The organism is Streptomyces sp. NPDC014891 (assembly GCF_043081085.1).
In the GTDB taxonomy this organism is placed as follows: Bacteria; Actinomycetota; Actinomycetes; order Streptomycetales; family Streptomycetaceae; genus Streptomyces.
In genome coordinates this window covers 328214-347434 of the sequence record NZ_JBIBWF010000009.1, presented here as the reverse complement: position 1 = coordinate 347434, position 19221 = coordinate 328214, and the positions used below count along the sequence as shown (strand labels likewise).

The following is a 19221-nucleotide window of genomic DNA, read 5'->3' as shown; positions in this document are numbered from 1 at the left end:
AAGACATGGCCGAAGACCATGTCGGGGACAGAAACGGGATCGGGGTCTCCGTGAGCATCGAGGTCTACCGGGACGCGTGGGGCGTGCCCCATCTGCGCGCCGCGGACGAGGACGGACTCGCCTTCGCGCAGGGCCGGGTCACCGCCCGCGACCGGGCCTGGCAGTTGGAGGTCGAGCGGCACCGTGCCCAGGGCACCACGGCGGCCTTCCTCGGCGCCGCCGAGCTCGGGTGGGACACCTTCGCCCGGCGCGCCCGGCTCGCCGACACCGCCCGCCGCTGCTTCGAGCGGCTGGAGCGCGAGGACCCCGGGACGGCCGCCTGGGTGCGCGCCTACGCGGACGGGGTGAACGACGGCCTCGCGGACGGGGCGGCCCGGGCGCCCGAGTTCGCCGAGACCGGCCTCGCCCCCGGCCGGTGGGAGCCGTGGACCCCGCTCGCCGTCTGGCTGACCACCCACATCCTGTTCGCCGGCTTCCCCACCAAGCTGTGGCGCGAGGAGGTCGCCCGGCGGCTCGGCGAGGAGTGGACGGAGCTCTTCGCGACCGACGGACCCGGCACGTCCGGCTCCAACGGCTGGCTGGTCGCGGGCGGGCGGACCGCGAGCGGGGCGGCTCTGGTGGCCGGCGACCCGCACCGCTTCATCGAGGCCCCCGGCGTCTACCAGCAGATCCGCCTCGCCTGCCCGGCGTACGACGTGGTGGGCATCGCCGTGCCCGGCATCCCCGGACTCGCCCACTTCGGCCACACCGGTCCCGTGGCCTGGGCGATCACCAACGCCATGTCGGACTACCAGGACCTCTACCGGGAGCGGCTGCGGCGGCTCCCGGACGGCGGGGTGGAGGCGTACGGCCCCGAGGGCTGGCGCCCGGCCGCGGCGCACACCGAGACGATCGAGGTCGCGGGCGGCGAACCGGTCGCCGTCGAGGTCGTCGAGACCGACCGCGGCCCGGTGATCATCGGGGTCGACGACGAGCCGGCCGCCGGCACGGCCCCGGCGGACGCCTCCGAGGGGCACGGGGCGGTCTGGGAGGGTGTCGCCCTCCGGTACCCGCCGCGCGTCACCGGAGAGCTCGGGTTCGAGGTGCTGCCCGCGCTGCTGCGGGCCAGGACCGTCGCCGACGTGGACGCCGCCCTCGACGGCTGGGTCGAGCCGGTCAACGTCGTCCTGGCCGCCGACACCGAGGGCGGTCTGCTGCACCGGGTCGCCGGCCGGGTGCCCGTCCGGCACCGGGCCAACACGCTGCGGATCGTGCCCGCCTGGGACCCGGCGCACGCCTGGGAGGCCGCTCCGGCGCCACTGCCCCGCGCCGCGGTGGACGGCCACGCCGTGATGGCCAACGCCCGGGGCATCGCCGCGCCCCTGGGCGTCGAGTTCGCCCCGCCGCACCGGGCGGACCGCATCGACGCGCTGCTCGGCGCGTCGGCGGAGTGGACCCCGGAGGCGATCACCGCGGTCCACCGGGACACCGACAACCGCTCGGCGGCCCCGCTGCTGGCGGCGGTCGCCCGGCTGGGCGGCGCCGCGGACGGCGGGTCCCCCGCCGGGGGCTCCCCCGTCGCTCTCCCGCCCGCCGCCGCGGCCGTGCGCGACCGGCTGCTCGCCTGGGACCGGCGGATGGACGCCGAGAGCACCGACGCGGGTCTCTACGCCGCCGTGCGCGGGGCCGTCGTCCGCCGGCTCGCCGCCCACGAGGCCTTCGCGGCGCTGCGCGAACCCGCCCCGTACCCCGAGGTGTTCCGGCCCTGGCTGGCCCTCGGCCCCCGCGTCGCCTACGCCCTGGAGACCCTGCTGACGGCCGGGCCCGTGCCCTCCGGGGACGTCGACCGGATCGTGCGCGAGGCGCTCGGCGAGGTCGGCGCCGGAGAGCCGCCGGCCGCCTGGGGCACCACGCACCGGCTCGCGCCCTGGCAGGCGCTGCCCGACCCCGACGACGCCCGGTGGCCGGGGCTCGGCGGCGACCACGACTGCGTGCTCTCCACGTCCAGCGTGCCCGGGTGGACCGACCGCAGCGCCCGCGCCTCCGCCGCCCGCTACGTCTGGGACCTCGCCGACCGCGAACGGAGCGGCTGGATCGTGCCGTTCGGCGCGTCCGGCGTGCCCGGCGACCCGCACCACCGCGATCAGCTTCCGCTGTGGCTGAGGGGCGAGCTCGCCCCCGTCACCACCGACTGGCAGAACCTCACCAAGGAGCAGGGATGACCACCGCCACCACCGTCTACGTCCGCGGCGTCGAGGGCTTCGGCACCGTCACGGTCCGGCCCGTGGAGCCCGAGCGCGACGCCGCGCTCCTGCACTCCTGGGCCGACGAGGAGCGGTCCCGCTTCTGGGGGATGGTGGGCACCACCGTCGAGCAGGTCAGGGACGTCTACGCGCACCTCGACTCGCTCACCACCCACCACGGCTTCCTGGTGAGCCTGGACGACGAGCCGGTCGCCCTGCTCCAGACGTACGAGCCCGAGGCCGACCGGGTCGGCGAGTGCTACGAGGTACGGCCCGGGGACGTCGGTGCCCACTTCCTCATCGCGCCGAGCACGGCCCCGCGGCCCGGCTTCACCGGCACGCTCGTGTCCGAGCTGATCGCCTTCGCGCTGCGGGACCGGACCCGTGTGGTCGTGGAGCCGGACGCCTCCAACGAGAAGGCGATCGCCCGCATGGTCCGGGCCGGGTTCGAGCTCGGCCCGGAGGTCGTGCTCCCCGAGGTGGACCTGCCGGAGGTCTTCATCCCGGAGAAGAGGGCCCGGCTGGCCTTCCTCACCCGCCCCTAGGGGGTGTCGTCAGCCCACCACGCGTCCGTTGACGACGACCCGGCGCGGGGCCGCGAGGACGCGGACGTCGGCGCGCGGGTCCTCGCCGTAGACGACGAGGTCGGCGGGGGCGCCCTCCTCCAGGGCGGGGCGTCCCAGCCAGGCCCTGGCCCGCCAGGCGGTGGCCGCGAGCGCGTCGATCGGCGGGATCCCGGCCTTCGTCAGCTCCTCGACCTCCTCGGCGACCAGGCCGTGGGCGAGGGAGCCGCCCGCGTCGGTGCCGACGAAGACCGGGACGCCCGCGTCGTAGGCCGCGCGCACGGTGTCGTAGCGGCGCTCGTGCAGCCGGCGCATGTGGGCCGACCAGCGGGGGAACTTCTCCTGCCCGCCGTCGGCGAGGTGCGGGAAGGTCGCGATGTTGACCAGGGTCGGGACGATCGCGACGCCCCGCTCGGCGAAGAGCGGGATGGTGTCCTCGGTGAGGCCGGTGGCGTGCTCGATGCAGTCGATCCCGGCCTCGACGAGGTCCCGGAGCGAGTCCTCCGCGAAGCAGTGGGCGGTGACCCGGGCGCCGAGCCGGTGCGCCTCGGCGATGGCCGCCGCGACCTCGGGACGCGGCCAGCAGGCGGTGAGGTCGCCCGCCTCCCGGTCGATCCAGTCGCCCACCAGCTTGACCCAGCCGTCGCCGCGCCGGGCCTCGCGGCCGACGTACTCCACGAGGTCGGCGGGCTCGATCTCGTGGGCGTAGTTGCGGATGTAGCGGCGGGTGCGGGCGATGTGCCGCCCGGCCCGGATGATCTTCGGGAGGTCCTCCCGCTCGTCGATCCAGCGGGTGTCGGACGGCGAGCCCGCGTCCCGGATCAGCAGGGTGCCCGCGTCCCGGTCGGTGAGGGCCTGCTTCTCGCTGGTCGCCTCGTCGACGGGGCCGTGCCGGTCCAGGCCGACGTGGCAGTGCGCGTCGACGAGGCCGGGCAGCACCCAGCCCTCGACGACGACCGCCTCGGCCGCGGGGCGGTCGAAGGTGATCCGGCCGTCGACGCACCACAGTTCGTCGCGTACCTCCTCCGGGCCGACGAGCACCCGCCCCTTCACGTGCAGCACCGCGTGATCGCTCATGCCTGCACTGTACGAGGGAGGGTGCCCGGCCGGGAGTGCGCCCGTGGCCGGGCGCCGGGGGCCGCTCGGTACGCTGGCCCGGAGCTCCACCCGCCCCGCACCGAGTCGAAGAAGGCACCGCCGTGACCGTGACACATCCGCTCCTGGACCTGGCCCCGCTGACCGCCGCGCACTTCGCGTCGATCGAGCGGCGGGTGGCCGCGCTGCTCTCCACGGAGCAGGACGTGGTGATCACCCAGGGCGAGGCGCTGCTGCCCCTGGAGGGGTGCATCCGCAGCGGGGCGCGGGCCGGTTCGACCGCCCTGAACGTGGTCACCGGGCCGTACGGGCAGACCTTCGGCGACTGGCTGCGCGACTGCGGCGCGACCGTGGTCGACCTGGAGGTCCCCTTCCACACGGCGGTGACCGCGGCCCAGGTGGAGCAGGCCCTCGCCGCGCACCCGGAGATCGACTTCGTGTCCCTGGTGCACGCGGAGGCGGCGACCGGCAACACCAACCCGGTGGCGGAGATCGGCGAGGTCGTCCGGGCTCACGGCGCGCTGTTCTACCTGGACGCGGTGGCCTCGATCGGTGCCGAGCCGGTACTGCCGGACGCCTGGGGCGTGGACATGTGCATCATCGGCGCGCAGAAGGCGATGGGCGGGCCCGCGGGCGTGTCGGCGGTGTCGGTGAGCGCGCGGGCCTGGGAGCGGTTCGCCGCCAACCCCGCCGCGCCGCGCCGCTCGTACCTCTCCCTCCTGGACTGGAAGGAGCGCTGGATCGACGGGGGCCGGCGGACGCTGCTGCACGCCCCCGCGCAGCTGGAGATGCTGGCCCTGGAGGCCTGCGTCGAGCGGATCGAGGCGGAGGGCCTGGACGCCCTGATGGCGCGGCACGCCTCCGCCGCGGCGGCCACCCGCGCGGGCGCGCTCGCGCTGGGCGGCGGTCTGGAGCCGTACGTGCACGAGGCGAAGGACGCGGCGCCGGTCGCGACGACGCTGCGTGTGCCCGCCGGGGTGGACGCCTCGGAGCTGGTGGCGAAGGCGCTGTCCGCCGACCCCTCGCTGCCGCTGATCGCGGGCGGCGGGGCCCTGGCGAAGGAGATGGTCCGCGTCAACCACTACGGGGTCGACGCGACCCCCGGCGTCGTGCAGTCCTCGCTGGCCGCCCTGGGCGCCGCGCTCGGCGAGTCGGGCCGCACGGTGGACCTGGAGGGCGCGCGCCGCGCGGTCACGGAGGCCTGGGCGGTCTGACCGGTCCGCGGACGCCGTCCCGCTCGGGACGCCGGAAGGGGGCGGGGGTCCGGCTCGGCCCCCCGCCCCCTTCCGCGCGCCCGGGGCGAGCGGCACGCTCCCGGCGCTAGAGCGCGGGGTAGTCGGTGTAGCCGCGGTGGTCGCCGCCGAAGAAGGTCGCCGTGTCCGGGGTGTTGTACGGGCCGCCGGCCCGCAGCCGGGCGGGCAGGTCGGGGTTGGCGAGGAAGAGCGCCCCGTAGGCGACGAGGTCGGCGGTGCCGTCCTCGATCAGCGCCAGCGCGTCGGCGTTCGTGGGCCCCTCGGTGGCGGGGTTCAGGATGAAGGTGCCGGAGAAGGCCTTGCGGAGGGCGAGGGTCAGTTCGCGGACCTCGGGCGCGGGCTCCGAGACGTGCAGGTAGGCGATGCCGACGTGCTCGATCGCGGCGACGAGGGCGGGGTAGAGCTCCTCGGTGTCGGTCTCGGCGATGTCGTTGTAGGTGTTGGCCGGGGAGATCCGCAAGCCGGTGCGCTCGGGGCCGATCTCGGCGGCGACGGCCTCGACGACCTCGACGGCGAGGCGGATGCGGTTTTCGACCGGGCCGCCCCACTCGTCGGTGCGGTGGTTGGAGCCGGAGGCGAGGAACTGCTGGATCAGGTAGCCGTTGGCTCCGTGGATCTCGACGCCGTCGAAGCCGGCGTCCACGGCGTTGCGGGCGGCCTCGGCGAAGCCGGCGACCGTCTCCCGTATCTCGTCGGCGGTGAGCTCGCGCGGGGCGACGAAGTCGATGAGGCCGGTGCCGGCGAAGAGCTGTCCCCTGGGGGCGACGGCGGACGGGCCGACGGGGTGGAGGCCGCCGCCGAGGACGACGGGGTGGCTGATCCGGCCGGCGTGCATCAGCTGGACGAAGATCTTCCCGCCGCGCTCGTGGACGGCGTCGGTGACCTCGCGCCAGGCGGCGGTCTGCTCGGCGCTGTGCAGGCCGGGGGTGTTGGGGTAGCCCTGGCCGACGGCGCTGGGCTGGGTGCCCTCGGTGATGATCAGGCCGGCCGAAGCGCGCTGGGCGTAGTACTCGGCGACGAGCGCGGTGGGGGTGCGGGTGTCGGCGTCGGCGCGGCTGCGGGTCATCGGCGCCATGGCGATGCGGTTGGCGAGCCGGGTTCCCGCGAGGTCCACGGGGTCGAAGGCGGTGGTCATGGCTGTCCCCTTCACGAACTTATGTGGTCGGCCAAGTATCTGGCTCGACTGTCACTGTAACCGATTGCTTGGCCGGCCAAGGTAAAGTGTGGGGAGAGCCGTCACGAGGAGCCCCAATGTCAGGAACCGACCCCGTCTGTACCGAGACGGCGCCCTCCGCCGCCCACGGCGGCCCCGTCAGCATCGCGCTGGCCCGGGTGGCCCGGATGCACCGGATCGCCGCCGGACGCCGGCTGAAGGACCTCGGTCTCTACCCGGGCCAGGAGATGATGCTGATGCGGCTCTGGGACTGCGGACCGGTCCGCCAGTCCGTGCTCATCCAGTCCCTGGGACTCGACGCCTCCACGGTCACCAAGATGCTCCAGCGCATGGAGCACTGCGGACTCGTCCTGCGCCGCCCGGACCCCGCCGACCGGCGCGCGGTCCTGGTCGAGGCGACGGACGAGGGACGGTCGCTGCGCGCCGGCGTGGAGGGCGTCTGGTCCGACCTGGAGCAGGCCTCCCTGAGCGGTCTCAGCCCGGAGGACCGGGCCGAGCTGTCCCGGCTCCTCGGCCTTGTGGCGGACAACCTGCGCGAGGAGGCGGGCGAGGCGGGCGAGTGCCCGGCGCCGGCGGGCGGCTGCTGACCGGGTCGGCCCGGCGAAGGCGGGCGGCTGCCGACCGGAACGGCCCGGCGGTGGGATCGCCGCCCGGGCGCGCTCCCCCGGCCGGCGGCGGAGCCGCGTCCGCACCCCGGCCGGAGCCCGCGGGGTGCCGGAGCTCGGGGTCAGCCCGCCAGGACCTCCAGGGCGCGGTCCACGTCCGCCGCCGTGTTGTACAGGTGGAAGGACGCGCGCAGATTGCCGGCCCGGACGGAGAGCAGGACCTCCGCCTCGCGCAGCGCCTCCGCGCGGTCCCCGAGCCCGGGGACGGCGACGACCGCCGAGTCGTCCCTGACCGGCGCGTGGCCGAGGGCGACGAGGCCGGAGCGGAAGCGGGCGGCGAGGCCCTTGTTGTGGGCCTCGATCCGCTCGATCCCGACCTCCTCCAGGAGCGCGAGCGAGCGGGCCGCCCCGTGGTACGAGAGGAAGGCCGGGGGCTCGTCGAAACGGCGGGCGGAGCGGGCCAGTTCACGGACCGGGCCGTAGCTGTTCGCCCACATCTCCTCGCCGGTGACCCAGTTGGCGTGGATCGGGACCAGCGAGTCCTGCGCCTCCTCGGTCACGGTGAGGAAGGACGCGCCGCGCGGGCAGAGCAGGTACTTGTAGCCGCCGGCGACCGTGTAGTCCCACTCCCCCGCCCGCAGCGGCAGCCAGCCGGCCGACTGTGTGGCGTCCAGGAGCGTCCGGGCGCCGTGCGCGGCCGCCGCGGCCCGGACCGCGGGCAGGTCCGCCGTCCGGCCGTCCGCCGACTGCACGGACGAGAGGGCGACGAGCGCGGTGCCGGGGCCGACGGACTCGGCGAGCCGCTCCAGCGGCACGAACCGGGTCCGGAGGTCGCCGCGGATCGTGAAGGGCGTGATGACGGAGGAGAAGTCGCCCTCGGCGAAGAGCACCTCGGCGCCCGCGGGCATCGACTGGGCGATCATGCCGCAGTGCACGCCGACCGAGCTGCCGACGGCGACGCGCTCGGCCGGGACGCCGACGAGCCTTCCGTAGGTGGCGCGGGCCTCGGCCACGATCTCGAAGTCCCCGGAACCGCCCGGGCGCCCGGCGGCGGTCTCCTCCGCCAGGAGCGTGATCGCGTCGATGGTGCGACGGGGCAGCAGCCCGCACGTCGAGGTGTTGAGGTAGGTGTTCTTGGGCGCGAACTCGGCGCCGCCGAGCGGCTCTTCCAGGGGGTCCATGGCCCCACCCTGGATTCCCCGCGATCGCCCGTCAATGGGTGCCGATCATGGGGAATCCCCAAGCCGCTCTTATCTCCGCAGGTGGGAAGCGATACGGGCGTCAGGCGCCCGGGACCTCGCAGGCGCCGTCGGTGTCGCAGGCCGCCGCGTCCCCGCCGACGGTCTGGAGGGTCCGGCCCTGCCAGGCCTGCTCCAGGGCCTGGGTGAAGACCTCGGCGGGCTGGCCGCCGGAGATGCCGTAGCGGCGGTCGAGGACGAAGAACGGCACGCCGTTCGCCCCGAGCTCGGCCGCCTCGCGCTCGTCCGCGCGCACGGCGTCGGCGTAGGCGGACGCGTCGGCGAGGACGGCCCGCACCTCGGCCTCGTCGAGGCCGGCCTCCACGCCCAGCGTCACCAGGGTCTCCCCGTCGAAGACGGAGCGCTCCTCGGCGAAGTTGGCGCGGTACGCCAGGTCCAGGAGCTCGTTCTGCCGCCCGCGGTCCTTCGCGAGGTGGAGCAGCCGGTGGATGTCGAAGGTGTTGCCGTGGTCGCGGCCCTCGGTGCGGTAGCCGAGTCCCTCGGAGTGCGCGTTGGACGCCACGTGGGCCTCCATGGCGCGGGCCTCGTCGAGGGTGCGGCCGTACTTCGCGGCGAGCATCTCCAGGACGGGGCCGGTGTCGGCCTTGGCGCGGTTCGGGTCGAGCTCGAAGGAGCGGTGCACGACCTCGACGTCGTCGCGGTGGGCGAAGGCCTCCAGACCCTTCTCGAAGCGTGCCTTGCCGATGTAGCACCAGGGGCAGGCGATGTCGCTCCAGATCTCGACGCGCATGTGACTTCTCTCCGGGGTTCGACGGCGGGGTGTTCGGGGTGTTCCTGGTCGAGAACGACCCCGCCGGCGGATTTCATTCCGTTTCGGGCGCCAGTGTGAGCCGGAGCACGAGGTGGTCGCCGTCGCGCGGGGTCTCCGGGTCGGGGACCCAGCCGTGGGCGGCGTAGAAGGCCTGGGCGCGTTCGTTCTTCTCGAAGACCTCCAGGCGCGCCCAGGGCACGCCGGCGGTCCGCCAGCGGTCGACGCAGGCCGTGTGGAGCTCGGTGCCGACGCCCGCGCGCCAGCGGGCGGGAAGGACGTGGAGCTGGGTGAGGTGGGTGACGCCGTCGCTCTCCCTGGACGCCGCGATGCCCGCGATCTCGCCGTCCCGCTCGGCGCAGAGGACCGCCCCGCGCTCGACGGCGGCCGCCCAGCCGGCCCGGGAGCGGGCGACCTCCTCGGGGCCGAGGAAGTCGGCGTCGGGGATGTGGCCCCGGTAGTACGTGGCGCGGGCTTCGGTGTGGAGGGCGACGACGGCGTCGAGGTCTGCGGCGGTGGCGAGTCGGATCATGGTTCTTCAGGACGCCCGGAAGGGCCCCTCGGTTGCGGCGGGTTCCGCGGGTCCGGCCGCCGGGAGGGCGGTGGCGGCGCCCGGGAGGCGGTTGAAGGAGGAGCGGTAGGCGCTCGGGGTGAGGCCCGTGCGGCCCAGCAGGTGCCGGCGCAGGGAGTCCCCCGTGCCGAGGCCGCTCGCGCGGGCCACCCCGTCCATCGGGAGCGCGGTGGTCTCCAGGAGCTCCTTGGCCCGCTCGACCCGCTGGTGCAGCAGCCACTGGAGCGGGCTGACGCCGGTCTCGGCGTGGAAGCGGCGGGAGAGGGTGCGGACGGAGACGCCCGCGTGCCGGGCGAGGTCGGTGAGCCCGAGCGGTTCGTCGAGGTGCTCCATGGCCCACGCCCGGGTGGCGGCGAAGGAGGCGCCGCGCTCGGGCGGCAGCGGGGTCTGGGTGAACTGGGTCTGCCCGCCGGGCCGTACGGGCGCGACGAGGGCGAGCCGGGCGACCGTGTTGGCGACGGCGGCGCCGTAGTCGGTGCGGATGACGTGCAGGCAGAGGTCGATGCCGGCGGCGTATCCGGAGGAGGTGAGGACGGCGCCGTCCTGGACGAAGAGCACGTCGTCCTGGAGGTCGACGGCCGGGTGCCGGGCGGCGAGCAGCGAGCGGTACGCCCAGTAGGTCGTCGCGGCCCGCCCGTCGAGCAGTCCGGCCTCGGCGAGCGCGAAGGCGCCGGTGCAGATGGAGGCGATCCGGCTGCCGTCCGCGGCGGCGCCGCGCAGCGCGGCGAGGATGCGGGGGTCGGGGTCGGTGTACGAGCCGCTGCCCGCGAGGACCACGGTGTCGGCCCCCTCGACGGCGTCCAAGCCGTGCGGGACCAGGAGGTCGAGGCCGCCGGTGGTGGGGACGGGGCCGGGGTCGGGGGCGCAGATGACCGTCTCGTACCCGGGAGCGCCGTCGATCTCGACCTTGCCGAACAGCATCTCGGGGATGGCCAGGTTGAACATCGAGACCGGCGGGGCGGCGATCACGGCGACGCGGCGGACGCGGGGCGGGCGTGCGGACGGCGGGGCGGGGGCGGAACCCCCGCGGGACGCGGACGCGGACTCGGCTGTCATGTGGCCAGAACCTCCGGGCATATGGCATTCGGGCCACTACTGTACGGCTCCGCCGATCATGAAGCTGGGTGCATGCCCACGACAGAACTCGCCCAGGCCCCCGTCGCCGTCCCCGCTCCCGCCCGGTCCTCCCCCGGCCCCGCCCTGGCCGCCGCCATGCTCGGCTTCGCCCTCATCACCCTCGACACCTCCGTCGTGAACGTCGCCCTGCCCGCGATCGGCGCCGGCCTGCGGGCCGGGATGTCGGGCCTCCAGTGGGTGGTCGACGCCTACACCCTGGCCTTCGCCGCGCTGCTGCTCTCCAGCGGGGCGCTGTCGGACCGGGTCGGGGCGAGCCGGGCGTACGGGGCCGGGGTCGTCGTCTTCGTCCTCGCCTCGGCGGCCTGCGGACTGGCCCCGAACCTCCCGGCACTGCTGGCGGCGCGGGCCGTGCAGGGCGTGGCGGCGGCGGTGATGCTGCCGGCCTCGCTGGCGCTCGTGCGGGAGGCGTACGGCGACCCGGGACGGCGGGCGCGGGCGGTGTCCCTGTGGGCGGCCGGCGGCACGGTCGCGGTGGCGCTCGGCCCGGTCGCGGGCGGGGCGCTGACCACGGCGTGGAGCTGGCGGGGCATCTTCTTCGTCAACCTGCCGCTGGGGTTGCTCGCGCTGGCGCTGCTGACCCGGGTGGCCCGCTCGGAGCGCCGGCCCGCCCCGCTGGACCTGCCGGGTCAGCTGACGGCGGTGGTGGCGCTGGGGGCGCTGACCTTCGCGGCCATCGAGGGAGGTACGGAGGGCCGGTGGGCGCTGGGACTCGCCGGGGTGGCGTTCGCCGCCTTCCTGCTCGTCGAGGCGCGGCGGAGGCACCCGGTGGTGCCGCTGGGCCTGTTCCGGAACAGGACGGTCGCGGTCGCGGTGGCGGCGGGCTCGGCGAACAGCGTGGCCTTCTACGGGATGCTGTTCGTGTTCAGCCTGTTCTTCCAGCAGGTGCTGGGGCTCTCGGCGCTGGCCGCGGGGCTGATGTTCCTGCCGATGACGGGGCTGCTCGCCGGGGTGAACGTCCTGTCGGCGAGGGTGGCGGCGCGGCGCGGGGCGAGGCTGCCGATCGTCCTCGGCCAGGCGGTCGCGGTGGCCGGTCTGCTCGGGCTGCTCGCGGTCGACGCGGACACCCCGCGGGTGGCCCAGGCCCTGCTCCTGATCCCCCTCGCCCTGGGCGCCGGCTTCTCGCTGCCCCCGCTGATCGCCTCGATGATGGAGGCGGTCCCGGCGGACCGCGCGGGCACCGCGGCGGGTCTGCTGAACGCGGCGCGGCAGACGGCCGGCGGGCTCGCGATCGCGGTCTTCGGCTCGATGGCGGCCGCCTCGACGGAGGCGGCCCTGCGCCCGAGCCTGCTGATCAGCGCCGCCCTCCTCGCCCTGACGACGCTGGCCTCCCTGTTCCTGCCGGGCCGCCGCGCGTGAGCGGCGGGGCCCGGCGCGCACCTCGGGAGGTTCGTGGCGCGCGTCGGGGGGGGACGGCCGGTGACCGGGAATCAGCGGCGGGGCAGGTCCAGCGGGTTGCCGTCGCGGAGTTCCGGCGGGAGCAGGTGGTCGGGGGTCGACTGGTAGGTGACCGGGCGCAGCCAGCGCTCGATCGCGGTCGCGCCGACCGAGGTGGCGGTGGAGGTGGTGGCCGGGTAGGGGCCGCCGTGGTGCTGGGCGGCGGCGACGGCCACGCCGGTCGGCCAGCCGTTGACGAGGACGCGGCCCGCGAGCGGGGTGAGTTCGGCGAGCAGCGGGGCCGCGTCCCCGTCCTCGTGCCGCTCGGCGGTGTGCAGGGTGGCGGTGAGGCTCCCGGGCAGCCGGGAGAGGACCTCGGTGATCTCCGCGCGGGAGCCGTAGCGGACGACGACGGTGACCGGGCCGAAGAGCTCCTGGACGAGGGCGGGGTGGTCGCCGTCGAGCAGGGTCGTGGCGTCGAGGGTGAGGAAGCCCGCCGTGACGGTGTGCGGCCCGCCGGCGGCGGGGCTCACCGGTGCGGTGACGCCGGGGATCCGGGCCAGTTCGCCGGTGCCGGCGAGGAAGTGGTCGCGCATCCGGTGGTCGAGCATGACGGCCGGCTCGACGGCCCCCAGGGCCTCGGCCAGCGCTCCGGCGAACCGGTCGCCCGCCTCGCCCGCGGGGGCCAGGACGAAGCCGGGCTTGGTGCAGAACTGGCCCGCGCCCAGGGTCATGGAGCCGGCGAGTCCGGCGCCGATCTCCTCGGCCCGCTCGTCGACGGCGGCGGGGGTGAGCACCACCGGGTTGAGCGAGCCGAGTTCGCCGTGGAAGGGGATGGGGACGGGGCGGGCGGCGGCCGCGTCGAAGAGGGCCCGGCCGCCGCGCACCGATCCGGTGAATCCGGCGGCCGCGACGAGCGGGTGGCGGACGAGGGCGACGCCGGCGTCGAAGCCGTGGACGAGGACGAGGACGTCCTCGGGGAGCCCGGTCGCGGCGGCGGCCCCGCGCAGCAGCGAGGCGCAGAGCGCGGAGGTGGCGGGGTGGTCGGGATGGGCCTTGACGACCACGGGGCAGCCGGCGGCGAGGGCGCTCGCGGTGTCCCCGCCGGGGACGGAGAAGGCGAGCGGGAAGTTGCTCGCGGCGTAGACGGCGACGACGCCCAGCGGGATCTTCCAGCGGCGCAGGTCGGGGCGGGGCGGCACGGCGGCGGGGTCGGGCCGGTCGATCCGGATGTCGAGGAAGGAGCCTTCGTCGACGACCTCGGCGAAGGCCCTCAACTGGGCGGTGGTCCGGGCGAGTTCTCCGGCGAGGCGGACCGGGCCGAGGGCGGTCTCGGCGTCCGCGCTCTCGACGACCGCGTCGCCGGCCTCCTGGAGGAGGTCGGCCGCGGCCCGGAGGAAGGCGGCCCGTGCGGTCCGGTCGGCGAGCGCTCCGCGGACCGCGTGCGCGGCCCGTACGGCCCGGTCGACGTCCTCCGCCGCGGCCTCCACCGCGACCTGCTCGCGCGGCTTCCCCGTCCGGGGGTCCACACTCCACACTGGTTCTGCCGCCACCGCCACGCCCCTGTTCGCTATTCTGAACACAGTTCTCGTGGATGAACGCATCCGTACGGGACTCTAGGGACGGCCCGGCCGTCTCCACAAGGGGCCCTGTCCGGTCGGCCGGCCAGGGGAGCGCACGACGAAAAGGGGCGAGGGTCATGGCGACTGCCGACGCGGGCGGAGCGCAGGTGAAGTCCGCGGTGCGGACCGTGGAGCTGCTGGAGTACTTCGCCGGACGCCCGGGGATGCACTCGCTCGCCGCCGTCCAGGAGGCCGTCGGCTACCCCAAGTCCAGCCTGTACATGCTGCTGCGCACCCTGGTCGAACTCGGCTGGGTGGAGACGGACGCCACCGGTACGCGGTACGGCATCGGGGTGCGGGCGCTGCTCGTCGGCACCTCGTACATCGACGGCGACGAGGTGGTGGCCGCCTCCCGGCCCACCCTGGACCGGCTCTCCGACGACACCACCGAGACCATCCACCTGGCCCGGCTCGACGGCACCAACGTGGTCTACCTGGCGACCCGGCAGTCCCAGCACTACCTGCGGCCCTTCACCCGGGTCGGGCGCCGGCTGCCCGCCCACTCGACCTCGCTCGGCAAGGCGCTGCTCGCCACCCACACCGACGAGCAGGTGCGCAAGATGCTCCCGGAGACCCTCCCCGCGCTGACCGAGCACACCCTCACCGATCGCGAGCAGCTCATCGAGGAGCTGCACGCCATCCGGGAGCAGGGCGTCGCGGTGGACCGCGAGGAGAACACGCTGGGGCTGCGGTGCTTCGGCGTCGCCATCCCGTACCGGACCCCGGCCCGGGACGCGATCAGCTGCTCGGTGCCGGTGGCGCGGCTCACCCCGGCCCACGAGCAGATGATCAAGGACGCGCTCTTCGACGCCCGGGACCGGCTGACCCTGGCGACCCGCCGCCTCTGAGCGCGGGGCCGATCCGGCGACCCGCCGCCTCGGAGCGGCGCGGGGCCGGCCCGGCGACACGCCGCCTCCGCCCCGAGGGGTCAGCCGCGCTCGGCGAGCACCCGCTGCCAGACCGGGCTGTCCACGTAGTGGTTGTCGTACTGCTCCGAGGACGCCTTGATCTCCTCGAAGCCCGCCTCGCCCCGCATGACGCGGCCGAGCAGACGCAGGTAGTCGAATCGGGCCATGCCGGGGGTGAAGACGAAGAGGACGTCCGCCTCGGCGCCGGGCGCGGCCGCGAAGGCGTGCGGGGTGTGCGGCGGCACGAGCAGGAAGTCCCCCTTCTCCAGGACGGACAGCTCCTCGCCGACGAGCACCTGCAGCGAGCCGTCGAGCACGAAGAACATCTCGGACGCCTTGGTGTGGAAGTGCGCCGGCGCGCCGACCGCACCCTCGGCGAAGGTGGAGCGGTAGCTGGTGAGCAGGCCGCCGGTGGTGTCGGAGTCGGCGAGGAGGGTCATCACGCTGCTCGGGTCCGCGGTGGTCTCGGCGGCGGCGGCGCGGGTCAGGAGCGGGGCGAAAGGCGCGTTCTCGTTCATGATCACTACTTTAGGCGGCCATTGACCTCGGGAACGGGTGCAATCCGGCGGCAATATCGTGGGTCAATTCCTGCGCCCTCCGTCGTCTCCCCGCCCTCGAGCGGCCGGACGTCGTCCTCATGGACGTGCGGATGCCGGAGATCGACGGGATCCGGGCCACCGAGCAGATCCTCGCGGGGACGGACGGGCCCCCGCGGATCGTGGTGGTGACCACCTTCGAGAACGACGCCTACGTGTACGACGCGCTGCGCGTCGGCGCGGCGGGTTTCCTCCTGAAGCGGGCGGCGGAGGAGGAGCTGGTGGCTGCGGTCCGGCTGGTCGCCCGCGGCGACTCGCTGCTCTACCCCGCGGCGGTGCGGGGCCTGGCCGCCGAGCACGCCCGCAACCGCCCGCCGGTGGCACCGCCCTGGGTGGCGCGGCTCACCGAGCGGGAGGCCGAGGTGCTGCGCCTGGTGGCGACGGGCCTCACGAACGCGGAGATCGCGCGCCGGATGGGGGTCGGCGCCGCCACCGTCAAGACGCACGTGGCGGCGGTCCTGGCGAAGTCGGGCGCCCGCGACCGGACGCAGGCGGTGATCCTGGCGTACGAGTCGGGATTCGTCCGGACGGGGTGACGGCGGCCACACGGAGACCCGCCGACGATGAACGTTGGCTGAGAATCCGGCCACATCCGGAACGTCCCCCACCGGCCCGTTCGTCCCCACAGGTGCGATGAACAAGACGATCAGGCGCACCTCGGTCTTCGTGCTGCTCCTGGTGCTCGCCCTGCTGGGCCGGGCCACCTGGGTGCAGGCGTACGAGGGGAAGGCGCTCGCGGACGACAAGAACAACCGGCGGAAGACGATCGCGCAGTACGCGCAGCCGCTCGGGAACATCGTCGTGGCCGGTTCGCCGGTCACCGGCTCGAAGAGGACGGAGGGATCGGACCTCGACTACCGCCGGACGTACGAGGACGGCGAGCTGTACGCGGCGGTGACCGGCTACAGCTCGCAGGCCTACGGCGCCACCCAGCTGGAGGGCATCTACGCGGACGTCCTCGACGGCACCGACGACCGGCTGAAGAACCCGCTGGACGCCGTCACGCGCAAGCAGCAGAAGCCGGGCACGGTCGTCACCACGATCGACCCGGACGTGCAGAAGGCGGCCTACCGGGCCCTCGGCGACACGAAGGGCGCGGCCGTCGCCCTCGACCCGGCCACCGGCCGCGTCCTCGCGATGGTCTCCACCCCGTCCTACGACCCGTCGAAGATCGCCGGGACCACGGACGGGGACGCCTGGAAGGCGCTCATGGCGGACGAGGACAAGCCGCTGGTCAACCGCGCCCTGCGGCAGCCGCTGCCGCCCGGCTCCACCTTCAAGCTGGTGGTGGCCGCGGCGGCCCTGGAGGACGGCCTGTACGGCTCGGTGGACACGGCGACGGAGAGCCCCGACCCCTACACCCTGCCGAACACCCGGACCGTGCTGAAGAACGAGAACGCGTCCGCGCCCTGCGAGGACGCGACGATCCGCACCGCGCTCCGCTACTCCTGCAACAACGTCTTCGCCAAGATGGCGGCCGACCTGGGACAGGACAAGGTGAAGGCGATGGCGGAGAGGTTCGGCTTCAACGACGACGAGCTCGACGTCCCGGTCCGCGCCTACGCGAGCGGGTACCCCTCCGGCATGGACGAGGCGCAGACGGCGCTGACCGGCATCGGCCAGTTCGACGTGACCGCCACCCCGCTGCAGATGGCGATGGTGTCGGCGGCGATCGCCAACGACGGCCGGCTCGCCCCGCCCCACATGGTCTCGGAGGTCGTCGACTCCGACGGCGACCCGCTCACGCGGTTCGAGGACGGCGGCGGCGAGCGGATCGTCTCGTCGTCGACCGCCGGGCAGCTGCGGAGCGCGATGCGGACCGTGGTGGAGGAGGGCACCGGCACCAACGCGGCCGTCCGCGGGGCCGAGGTCGGCGGCAAGACGGGCACGGCGCAGCACGGCGAGAACAACAGCAAGACGCCGTACGCCTGGTTCACCTCGTACGCGAAGGACCCCTCCACGGGGAAGCAGGTCGCCGTCGCGGTGCTGATCGAGGACTCGGGCGCGGCCCGGTCCGAGGTCAGCGGAAACGGTCTCGCGGCCCCGGTGGCGCAGAAGATGATGGCGGCGGCCCTGAAGTGAGGCCGGCCGCCGGGAGGCGGGCGGGCCGGGGTGGGCGGCCGCGGCCGGTGACTCCGTGAAGTGACGTGGAGCGGGCCCCGATTGGCCGTCGGGGCCCGTCACACGATATGCAGGGTCACGCTCCTGTCCGAGCACGCATTCGCCTCACTGAACCTGCTCCCGCGGAGGACCGCCGTGCGCCTGCCCCGTTCCCTGTCCGGCTGGACGATCGCGGTCTTCGGCGTCCTCGCCGCCGCACTGGGCGTGGTCGGCCTGGTCGTCCCGGACGCGCTGCTCACGGTGATGGGCTTCGAGCCGGTGCCCGGCTCCGCGCGCGCGGACGGGGACCACACCCTCGTCTTCCTCACCGCCTCCTCGATGGCCGCGCTCAACATGGGCGTCTACTACGTCCTGGCCGCGCTCGCCGACTGGAAGCCGTTCTTCCTCTGGACGGTGCCCTTCCGGCTCCTCACCTGCGCCGTCTTCACCCTCGCGGTCGTCGGCGGCCGCGCGCCCGCCGGATTCCTGGGGGTGGGCCTGTGGGAGGGCCTGGGCGCGGTGGTGACGGGGGCGGCCCTGTGGCGCGAGAAGCGGAGGGCCGGAGCCGACGCGGTGACGGCCGCCGGCCACCCGGGCTGACGCGGTCGCCGCAGCGGCGCGTCCCGGGCGGGCCGTCCGGGGCGGGCCGTCGGGGGCACTCCGCGGCGCGGGTCTTCTAGGGCAGATGACCGATCCGCCGGGGCCGCCTCAGAGACCAGCCTGTGCCCATGCGCTGGTATCTGACAGGTGTCCTCGTGTCCGGATTCGGTACGACGGCGATGTGGATGGTCTCCGGGATCTGGGTCAAGTCGCTGACGGGCTCCGACAGTCTCGCGGCCCTGGCCGCCTTCGCCCTCTGGGCTCCCGTCCTCCTCGGGCCGCTGCTCGGCACGCTCGCCGACCGGGTCCGGCGGCGGCCGCTCCTGGTCGCCCTCGACCTGGCGGCCGCCGCGGTCCTCCCGGTCCTCCTGTGGGTGGACTCGGCCGACCGGGTCTGGCTGCTCTTCGCCGTCCTCGTCCTCTACGGGGCGCAGGGCGCCGTCCACGAGGCGGCGGAGCAGGCCCTGGTCGCGACCGCCGCCGACGCGGACCGGCTCGGCGCCCTCAACGGACTGCGGATGACCGCCAACGAGTCGACCAAGCTGATCGCCCCGCTCGTGGCGGCGGGCCTCTTCGCCGCGTACGGCGGCGGGACCGTCGCCCTGCTCGACGCGGCCAGCTTCGCGCTCGCCGCGGGCCTCTTCGCCCTGATGCCCGTACGGGAGGAACGCCCGGCTCGCCCGGAGGCCGGGAACGGACGGCGGGGGACCGCCGAGGGCGCCCGGCTGCTGCGCGGTTCGCCGGTGCTGCGGCCGCTGGTCGCGACGGGCGCGTTCACGATGCTGCTCGCCGGGGTGAACGGGGCCGCGGTCTACGCCGTCGTCGACCGGGGGCTCGGACACGCCCCGGCCTACGCGGGCGTGCTCTACGCCGTGCAGGGCGCCGGCTCGGTCCTCGCCGGCCTGCTCACCGGGCCGCTGCTCCGCCGGATGTCCGAGCGGACGCTCGCCGTGTGCGGTCTCGCCCTGTTCTCGGTCGCGGCGGGGGTCCGGGCGCTGCCGTACGAGGCGACGGCCCTGGCGGCGAGCGCGGTGATCGGCCTCGGGCTGCCGTGGGTGCTGGTGGCGGTGGCGACGGCCGTACAGCGGGTGGCGCCCGCGACGGCGGTCGGGCGGGTGGCGGCCACCGCGCACACGCTGGTCATGGCGCCGAACGCGCTCGCGCTCGCCCTCGGCGCGGGCCTGGTCGCCCTGGTCGACGTCCGCGTCCTGCTGCCGCTGCTCGCGATCGCCGGGACGGGCTGGGCGGCGGCGGTCGCGGTACGGGGACGGCGCCGCGGGCGGGACCGGGAGGCGGACCTGCCGGACCCGTCCGTGCCGGTCGGCTGAGGGCTCCGGGCGGACCCGCTCCCCGGGTGCGCTCGCGGTGCGGGGGGCCCGGTGGGCGGCGAGCAT

The 19221-nt window shown here is 75.1% G+C and carries 17 protein-coding genes and 1 pseudogene; 10 read left to right on the top strand and 8 right to left on the bottom strand.

Annotated features, from left to right (window positions below; translation table 11 throughout):
- Positions 1–50 precede the first annotated feature (50 nt).
- Together ACF09E_RS26130 and ACF09E_RS26125 are read left to right on the top strand one after the other, a co-directional pair.
- Complete coding sequence (locus tag ACF09E_RS26130; RefSeq protein WP_392207513.1) at positions 51–2201, top strand: penicillin acylase family protein; 2151 nt, start codon at positions 51–53, stop codon at positions 2199–2201.
- Positions 2198–2767 (top strand): GNAT family N-acetyltransferase, encoded by a 570-nt coding sequence (locus ACF09E_RS26125; protein WP_392207511.1) that lies wholly within the window; start codon positions 2198–2200, stop codon positions 2765–2767. Before ACF09E_RS26130 ends, ACF09E_RS26125 begins: the two co-directional genes overlap by 4 nt.
- Before the next feature lie 9 nt (positions 2768–2776).
- Here the strand turns inward: ACF09E_RS26125 and ACF09E_RS26120 are convergent, their stop codons facing one another.
- Complete coding sequence (locus ACF09E_RS26120) at positions 2777–3862, bottom strand: amidohydrolase family protein (protein ID WP_392207510.1); 1086 nt, start codon at positions 3860–3862, stop codon at positions 2777–2779.
- Between the two features lie 128 nt (positions 3863–3990).
- Between ACF09E_RS26120 and ACF09E_RS26115 the strand changes: the two genes are divergently transcribed.
- Positions 3991–5094 (top strand): pyridoxal-phosphate-dependent aminotransferase family protein, encoded by a 1104-nt coding sequence (locus ACF09E_RS26115; RefSeq protein WP_392207636.1) that lies wholly within the window; start codon positions 3991–3993, stop codon positions 5092–5094.
- 106 nt (positions 5095–5200) lie between these two features.
- Here ACF09E_RS26115 and ACF09E_RS26110 read toward each other — a convergent pair whose 3' ends face one another.
- Positions 5201–6268, bottom strand: coding sequence for an alkene reductase (locus tag ACF09E_RS26110; RefSeq protein ID WP_392207508.1), 1068 nt, complete (start codon positions 6266–6268; stop codon positions 5201–5203).
- A 116-nt stretch (positions 6269–6384) separates the two neighbouring features.
- Between ACF09E_RS26110 and ACF09E_RS26105 the strand changes: the two genes are divergently transcribed.
- The gene (locus ACF09E_RS26105; RefSeq protein WP_392207506.1) at positions 6385–6894 is read left to right on the top strand and encodes a MarR family winged helix-turn-helix transcriptional regulator; all 510 of its coding nucleotides are present in this window, start codon (positions 6385–6387) and stop codon (positions 6892–6894) included.
- Positions 6895–7034: 140 nt separating this feature from the next.
- Here ACF09E_RS26105 and ACF09E_RS26100 read toward each other — a convergent pair whose 3' ends face one another.
- The 4 genes from ACF09E_RS26100 to ACF09E_RS26085 all read right to left on the bottom strand — a co-directional run bounded on the left by ACF09E_RS26100 (position 7035) and on the right by ACF09E_RS26085 (position 10435).
- The gene (locus tag ACF09E_RS26100) at positions 7035–8093 is read right to left on the bottom strand and encodes an aminotransferase class V-fold PLP-dependent enzyme (protein WP_392207504.1); all 1059 of its coding nucleotides are present in this window, start codon (positions 8091–8093) and stop codon (positions 7035–7037) included.
- A 100-nt stretch (positions 8094–8193) separates the two neighbouring features.
- Entirely contained in the window at positions 8194–8901 is a 708-nt protein-coding gene (locus ACF09E_RS26095) for a DsbA family oxidoreductase (protein ID WP_392207502.1), read from the bottom strand.
- Between the two features lie 73 nt (positions 8902–8974).
- Positions 8975–9451 carry a GNAT family N-acetyltransferase gene (locus ACF09E_RS26090; RefSeq protein WP_388802680.1) on the bottom strand — a complete coding sequence of 159 codons (477 nt, stop codon included), beginning with the start codon at positions 9449–9451 and terminating at the stop codon, positions 8975–8977.
- Between the two features lie 6 nt (positions 9452–9457).
- Positions 9458–10435 (bottom strand): GlxA family transcriptional regulator, encoded by a 978-nt coding sequence (locus ACF09E_RS26085; protein ID WP_392207634.1) that lies wholly within the window; start codon positions 10433–10435, stop codon positions 9458–9460.
- A gap of 183 nt (positions 10436–10618) precedes the next feature.
- Here ACF09E_RS26085 and ACF09E_RS26080 point away from each other — a divergent pair, with 183 nt between their 5' ends.
- Entirely contained in the window at positions 10619–11983 is a 1365-nt protein-coding gene (locus ACF09E_RS26080; protein ID WP_392207500.1) for an MFS transporter, read from the top strand.
- Between the two features lie 71 nt (positions 11984–12054).
- On the opposite strand, the gene ACF09E_RS26075 is transcribed toward ACF09E_RS26080, so the two are convergent.
- Complete coding sequence (locus ACF09E_RS26075) at positions 12055–13554, bottom strand: aldehyde dehydrogenase (NADP(+)) (RefSeq protein ID WP_392207498.1); 1500 nt, start codon at positions 13552–13554, stop codon at positions 12055–12057.
- Between the two features lie 146 nt (positions 13555–13700).
- Here ACF09E_RS26075 and ACF09E_RS26070 point away from each other — a divergent pair, with 146 nt between their 5' ends.
- The gene (locus ACF09E_RS26070) at positions 13701–14471 is read left to right on the top strand and encodes an IclR family transcriptional regulator (protein ID WP_388802670.1); all 771 of its coding nucleotides are present in this window, start codon (positions 13701–13703) and stop codon (positions 14469–14471) included.
- Positions 14472–14551: 80 nt separating this feature from the next.
- On the opposite strand, the gene ACF09E_RS26065 is transcribed toward ACF09E_RS26070, so the two are convergent.
- Positions 14552–15049: a cupin domain-containing protein gene (locus ACF09E_RS26065; protein ID WP_392207496.1), complete on the bottom strand. Its 498-nt coding sequence runs from the start codon at positions 15047–15049 to the stop codon at positions 14552–14554.
- Between the two features lie 101 nt (positions 15050–15150).
- Between ACF09E_RS26065 and ACF09E_RS26060 the strand changes: the two are divergent.
- From ACF09E_RS26060 to ACF09E_RS26045, 4 genes and pseudogenes are all read left to right on the top strand, one after another.
- Positions 15151–15663 (top strand): annotated as a pseudogene (locus ACF09E_RS26060) (LuxR C-terminal-related transcriptional regulator); the annotation flags it as partial.
- A gap of 97 nt (positions 15664–15760) precedes the next feature.
- The gene (locus ACF09E_RS26055) at positions 15761–17209 is read left to right on the top strand and encodes a peptidoglycan D,D-transpeptidase FtsI family protein (protein WP_392207494.1); all 1449 of its coding nucleotides are present in this window, start codon (positions 15761–15763) and stop codon (positions 17207–17209) included.
- Positions 17210–17383: 174 nt separating this feature from the next.
- Positions 17384–17827, top strand: coding sequence for a hypothetical protein (locus ACF09E_RS26050; RefSeq protein ID WP_392207492.1), 444 nt, complete (start codon positions 17384–17386; stop codon positions 17825–17827).
- Positions 17828–17955: 128 nt separating this feature from the next.
- Complete coding sequence (locus ACF09E_RS26045) at positions 17956–19155, top strand: MFS transporter (RefSeq protein WP_392207490.1); 1200 nt, start codon at positions 17956–17958, stop codon at positions 19153–19155.
- The last annotated feature ends 66 nt before the right edge of the window (positions 19156–19221 follow it).

What these genes read in the sequence shown, in the direction of transcription:
- ACF09E_RS26095 (WP_392207502.1), bottom strand. Translation starts at nt 8,901, where the DNA reads ATGCGCGTCGAGATCTGGAGCGACATCGCCTGCCCCTGGTGCTACATC.
- ACF09E_RS26045 (WP_392207490.1), top strand. Translation starts at nt 17,956, where the DNA reads ATGCGCTGGTATCTGACAGGTGTCCTCGTGTCCGGATTCGGTACGACG.
- ACF09E_RS26080 (WP_392207500.1), top strand. Translation starts at nt 10,619, where the DNA reads ATGCCCACGACAGAACTCGCCCAGGCCCCCGTCGCCGTCCCCGCTCCC.
- ACF09E_RS26090 (WP_388802680.1), bottom strand. Translation starts at nt 9,451, where the DNA reads ATGATCCGACTCGCCACCGCCGCAGACCTCGACGCCGTCGTCGCCCTC.
- ACF09E_RS26100 (WP_392207504.1), bottom strand. Translation starts at nt 8,093, where the DNA reads ATGGACCCCCTGGAAGAGCCGCTCGGCGGCGCCGAGTTCGCGCCCAAG.
- ACF09E_RS26120 (WP_392207510.1), bottom strand. Translation starts at nt 3,862, where the DNA reads ATGAGCGATCACGCGGTGCTGCACGTGAAGGGGCGGGTGCTCGTCGGC.
- ACF09E_RS26085 (WP_392207634.1), bottom strand. Translation starts at nt 10,435, where the DNA reads ATGTTCAACCTGGCCATCCCCGAGATGCTGTTCGGCAAGGTCGAGATC.
- ACF09E_RS26110 (WP_392207508.1), bottom strand. Translation starts at nt 6,268, where the DNA reads ATGACCACCGCCTTCGACCCCGTGGACCTCGCGGGAACCCGGCTCGCC.
- ACF09E_RS26125 (WP_392207511.1), top strand. Translation starts at nt 2,198, where the DNA reads ATGACCACCGCCACCACCGTCTACGTCCGCGGCGTCGAGGGCTTCGGC.
- ACF09E_RS26070 (WP_388802670.1), top strand. Translation starts at nt 13,701, where the DNA reads ATGGCGACTGCCGACGCGGGCGGAGCGCAGGTGAAGTCCGCGGTGCGG.
- ACF09E_RS26065 (WP_392207496.1), bottom strand. Translation starts at nt 15,049, where the DNA reads ATGAACGAGAACGCGCCTTTCGCCCCGCTCCTGACCCGCGCCGCCGCC.
- ACF09E_RS26105 (WP_392207506.1), top strand. Translation starts at nt 6,385, where the DNA reads ATGTCAGGAACCGACCCCGTCTGTACCGAGACGGCGCCCTCCGCCGCC.
- ACF09E_RS26055 (WP_392207494.1), top strand. Translation starts at nt 15,761, where the DNA reads ATGAACAAGACGATCAGGCGCACCTCGGTCTTCGTGCTGCTCCTGGTG.